Below are 4,798 nucleotides of genomic sequence, written 5' to 3'. Positions count from 1 at the left end.
GCGGCGTCATCGCCGGCGCGCAGCCGCCGCAGGTAGCCCGCCATCGCCTGCTGCACGTCGCGCTGCCCCTCGGCCGCGGCGCGCACGACATGATCGGCACCGCCCAGCCCCCAGAGCCAGACGGCGAGCGCGACGAGCGCGAGTGCGAGGGTCAGGAGGAGGGGGCGCACGACACCTCGAGCCGGTCCGCGTAGTAAATGCCCACCCGCACCTCTTCGAAGAAATCCTCGCGGCCGGCATCGCCCAGCTCGGCCACGCGGGCATCGGCCGCGTCCGCGTCGGCCTCGACGATCCGGGGCGCGCAGCCGTCGGGTACCCCCGCGACCGCCACCAGATCGAGAGCGGCGTAATAGGATGGATCATACGGCCGGGCGACGAGGTCGTCGGCCGCAACGGGCGGGAATGGGCGGACATGCCGCGACACGATCCGCCCGCCGTCGAGGCCGACATGGGTGGCGCGCGGCGGCCCCAGCGCAACGTCGCCGTCCGGACCACTGAGAAACAGCGCGCCCTCGAAGCCGTCGGGCCAGTCGACGAGGTCGAAGCCCATAAGCCTGTCGCGTTCGGCCGGGGAAAGCCGCATGTCCCCGTCGGGATCAAGACCGCGATCCTCGAGCACGAGGAGCGAGAAGAAATCGTCGTAGCGCCACGTGACCTCGACCCCGGACAGTTGCCCGTCCGCGGCGGGCAGAAAGCGCAGCGTGACGTCGACGAAGACATGCGGGTGTGCCCGGGCGGCGGGCGCGCAAACGGTCACGAGGGCGATCAGGAGCGCGCGGATCATGCCGCGCGTCCTTGCCCGCGCGCCGGCGGGCGCGAGACGCCGCGCCGGGCCGTCACTCCGCCTTGCGAGTGTCGGGGTGCAGCGATTTGCCGAGGATGTGATCGGCCCCGTGCAGGACATGCTGGGCCGTGGACACGATCAGCGGGTCGGGGCCCGTCACCAGCGAGTGGTCCTTGCCGGGATAATCGAGCGAGGACAGGAAATGCATCATGCAGTTGAGGCGCGCGCGCTTCTTGTCGTTCGATTTTATCACGGTCCACGGCGCGTCTGCCGTATCCGTGTAGAAGAACATCGCCTCCTTCGCCTCGGTATAGTCGTCCCACTTGTCGAGGCTCTTCTTGTCGATCGGGCTCAGCTTCCATTGCTTGAGCGGATCGGTCGCGCGGCTGTCGAAGCGCCGGCGCTGTTCTTCCCGTGTGACCGAGAACCAGTACTTGTAGAGCCTTATCCCCGAGCGCACCAGCATGCGTTCCAACTCGGGGGTCTGGCGCATGAATTCCAGGTATTCCCATGGCTCGCAGAACCCCATCACCCGTTCGACACCGGCGCGGTTGTACCACGACCGGTCATAGAACACCATCTCGCCGACCGTCGGCAGGTGCTCGATGTAGCGTTGGAAAAACCATTGGCCCTTTTCCTCCCACGTGGGCTTGTTCAGCGCCACGACCCGGGCCTGCCGCGGGTTGAGATGTTCGGTGAACCGCTTGATCGTGCCGCCCTTGCCGGCGGCATCGCGGCCTTCGAAGAGAAGGACGAATTTCTGATCTGTTTCCTGCGCCCAGAGCTGCACCTTGAGCAGTTCGGCCTGAAGCCTTGCTTTCAAGTCCTCGTACGGCTTGCGCGACAATTTCTCCTTGTAGGGATACTCCCCGTTCTCGAAAGCCTGGCGCAAGTCCGCCACACGATCGCCGGGTGTCACCGCGCGCGCGTCGGCCTCTGCCGTTTGCTCGGGGGCGGCAACGGCCTCGGGCGCCGGGGCCGGCTTGGTGGCTGGTTTAGTCATTTTGGTATCCTTCCGTGTGAAATCACGGAAGATTGTAGCACAGCCGCGTCACCGCCGCCTTGACCATGGTCAAAAACGCGGCCCATCGGCTGACGTAACCCCGGGCTGCGCCGGGGCGTGCCCGCTGAGGCGCAAGGGCGGTCAATGGGTCCAGGTCGTACGCCGCGCGGCCGAGAAGTTTTCACCATAGCCGCCGGGGCGGACATTGGCCTTGCGCCGGTGGGGTTCCTGCACCACGGCGTCGATGCCGTGTTCCTCGGCGTATTCGAGCGCGGCTTCCTTGGTGTCGAAGCGCAATTTCACCTGCGCCTGCGTGTCGGCCGACGATGTCCATCCCATGAGCGGGTCGACCTCGCGTGCCGTGTCGGGCACGTATTCCAGCACCCAGTGCTTCGAGCGGGCGGTGCCCGATTGCGTGACGCTGCGGGCGGGTTTGTATATGCGTGCTGACATTTGTGAGCTCCATTTCGCACCGATGTTATTCCAAAACCGGGCGATACGGACAAGGGGCCAAATCGTCCCGCCCCGGGCGGACACGCCGTTGCGTGGCCCGGCAAGGCCACCCGGCGGGTTGAACTCGGGCGAAAAGAGGTCAAGTACGACCCGTATCCGGAGGACACCTGCCCATGCCCTATGCACATTCCGATTCGTCAGAGCCGATTTTGCATAGCCCCGCGCCCGACGTGAAATCGCGCGAGAAGCTGGAGGGCGGCCAGCGCTTCGTCATGGCGACCGAGTTCAGCCCGGCCGGGGATCAGCCCATGGCGATCACGGAGCTGAGCGAGGGCGTGGTGTCGGGCGAGCGCGACCAGGTTCTGCTGGGGGCGACGGGCACCGGCAAGACCTACACCATGGCCAAGGTCATCGAGCAGACGCAGCGGCCGGCGATCATCCTCGCCCCGAACAAGACGCTCGCGGCGCAGCTATACGGCGAGTTCAAGGGATTCTTCCCGGACAACGCGGTGGAATACTTCGTCTCCTACTACGACTATTACCAGCCCGAGGCCTACGTGCCGCGCAGCGACACCTATATCGAGAAGGAATCGCAGATCAACGAACAGATCGACCGGATGCGCCATTCGGCGACGCGGGCGCTGCTGGAACGCGACGACGTGATCATCGTCGCCTCGGTCAGCTGCATCTACGGCATCGGCAGCGTCGAGACCTACGGCGCCATGACGCAGGACCTCAAGACCGGGCACGATTACGACCAGCGGCAGGTGATGGCCGACCTCGTGGCGCAGCAGTACAAGCGCAACGACCAGGGGTTTCAGCGCGGCTGCTTCCGCGTGCGCGGCGACAGCCTCGAAATCTGGCCGGCCCACCTCGAGGATCGCGCGTGGAAGCTGTCATTCTTCGGGGAGGAACTGGAGGCCATCACCGAATTCGATCCGTTGACCGGGGAAAAGACCGGCAGTTTCGAGCAGATCCGCGTCTATGCCAATTCGCACTACGTCACGCCCAAGCCGACGATGCAGCAAGCGGTCATCAACATCAAGAAGGAGCTGCGCCAGCGGCTCGACCAACTCGTGACCGAGGGCAAGCTGCTCGAGGCGCAGCGGCTTGAACAGCGCACGAATTTCGACATCGAGATGCTGGAGGCCACCGGCGTCTGCAACGGGATCGAGAACTACTCGCGCTACCTGACGGGCCGCGCCCCGGGCGAGCCGCCCCCCACCCTGTTCGAATTCATCCCCGACAATGCCATCGTTTTCGCCGATGAATCCCACGTCTCCGTTCCGCAGATCGGCGGCATGTACAAGGGCGACTACCGGCGCAAGTTCACGCTGGCCGAACACGGCTTCCGCCTGCCGTCCTGCATGGACAACCGCCCCCTCAAGTTCGAGGAATGGGACGCGATGCGCCCGCAATCGGTGTTCGTCTCGGCCACCCCGGCGGCGTGGGAGCTGGAGCAGTCGGGCGGAGTTTTCACCGAACAGGTGATCCGCCCCACCGGCCTGCTGGACCCCGAGGTCGAGATCCGCCCCGTCGAGATGCAGGTGGACGACCTGCTGGACGAGGTCCGGCGGGTGAGCGAGGCCGGCTACCGGACGCTGTGCACCACGTTGACCAAACGCATGGCCGAGGACCTGACCGAGTACCTGCACGAACAGGGCATCAAGGTCCGCTACATGCACTCGGACATCGACACGATCGAGCGGATCGAGATCCTGCGCGACCTGCGGCTCGGGGCCTTCGACGTGCTGGTGGGCATCAACCTGCTGCGCGAGGGGCTCGACATACCCGAATGCGGGCTGGTGGCGATCCTCGATGCCGACAAGGAGGGATTCCTGCGGTCGGAAACCTCGCTCATCCAGACGATCGGACGCGCCGCGCGCAACGCCGACGGGCGCGTGATCATGTATGCCGACCGGCGGACCGGCAGCATGGACCGCGCCATCGGCGAAACCGAACGCCGCCGCGCCAAGCAGATCGCCTATAACGAGGAACACGGCATCACCCCCGAGACGATCCGCAAGAACGTGGAGGACGTGCTGGCCGGGCTCTACCAGGGCGACACGGACATGAACCGGGTGACGGCACAGGTGGACAAGCCGATGCACGGCGCCAACCTCGAGTCGCATCTGGACGGGCTGCGCACCGACATGCGCAAGGCGGCCGAGAACCTGGACTTCGAGGAGGCCGCGCGCCTGCGCGACGAGGTCAAGCGGCTGGAGGCGGTTGACCTGACCGTCGCCGACGACCCGCTGGCCCGGCAACAGGCGGTCGAGAAGGCATCCGAGGAAGCCACCAATAGCAAGGGCCGCTCGACGGCCGGGCGGCCCGGGCAACGGGGTGGTGTGAAGCGGCGGAAAAAAAGCTGACGTGCTCCGGTCAGCCCGAACTTTCCCGTGCCTGAACTGCCAAGATAGCTATCTCCATCCGCCTTGGCTTAACGTTTGGCGAATCCCCTGAACCGTCCCGGGTTTCCGAGAGGCTTTTCTGTTCAAAACCTACGCGGCGTTTTCAAGAGCATTCATCTCTGCATGGAACTCATCCTCCACTTCCTG

At 65.5% G+C, this 4,798-nt stretch carries 4 protein-coding genes; 1 reads left to right on the top strand and 3 read right to left on the bottom strand.

Translation table 11 applies throughout. The annotated features are described in order from the left end of the window. Nucleotides 1-151 precede the first annotated feature (151 nt). The 3 genes from ACH107_RS30090 to ACH107_RS30080 all read right to left on the bottom strand — a co-directional run bounded on the left by ACH107_RS30090 (nucleotide 152) and on the right by ACH107_RS30080 (nucleotide 2,240). The gene (locus ACH107_RS30090; RefSeq protein ID WP_412509379.1) at nucleotides 152-784 is read right to left on the bottom strand and encodes a DUF1007 family protein; all 633 of its coding nucleotides are present in this window, start codon (nucleotides 782-784) and stop codon (nucleotides 152-154) included. 52 nt (nucleotides 785-836) lie between these two features. Further along, nucleotides 837-1,787 carry a polyphosphate kinase 2 gene (gene ppk2, locus ACH107_RS30085; protein ID WP_412509378.1) on the bottom strand — a complete coding sequence of 317 codons (951 nt, stop codon included), beginning with the start codon at nucleotides 1,785-1,787 and terminating at the stop codon, nucleotides 837-839. 141 nt (nucleotides 1,788-1,928) lie between these two features. Further along, complete coding sequence (locus ACH107_RS30080) at nucleotides 1,929-2,240, bottom strand: ETC complex I subunit (RefSeq protein WP_412509377.1); 312 nt, start codon at nucleotides 2,238-2,240, stop codon at nucleotides 1,929-1,931. A 173-nt stretch (nucleotides 2,241-2,413) separates the two neighbouring features. Between ACH107_RS30080 and uvrB the strand changes: the two genes are divergently transcribed. Then, nucleotides 2,414-4,612, top strand: coding sequence for an excinuclease ABC subunit UvrB (gene uvrB / locus ACH107_RS30075; RefSeq protein WP_412509376.1), 2,199 nt, complete (start codon nucleotides 2,414-2,416; stop codon nucleotides 4,610-4,612). Nucleotides 4,613-4,798: the final 186 nt, after the last annotated feature.

This window comes from Roseovarius halophilus (ex Wu et al. 2025), assembly GCF_047086965.1.
Note: the sequence above shows the minus strand (reverse complement) of the source record. Positions and strands in the feature narration are given on the sequence as shown.

Excerpts from the sequence above, each read along its gene's own strand:
- ppk2 (WP_412509378.1), bottom strand. The coding sequence starts at position 1,787 with ATGACTAAACCAGCCACCAAGCCGGCCCCGGCGCCCGAGGCCGTTGCC.
- ACH107_RS30080 (WP_412509377.1), bottom strand. The coding sequence starts at position 2,240 with ATGTCAGCACGCATATACAAACCCGCCCGCAGCGTCACGCAATCGGGC.
- uvrB (WP_412509376.1), top strand. The coding sequence starts at position 2,414 with ATGCCCTATGCACATTCCGATTCGTCAGAGCCGATTTTGCATAGCCCC.
- ACH107_RS30090 (WP_412509379.1), bottom strand. The coding sequence starts at position 784 with ATGATCCGCGCGCTCCTGATCGCCCTCGTGACCGTTTGCGCGCCCGCC.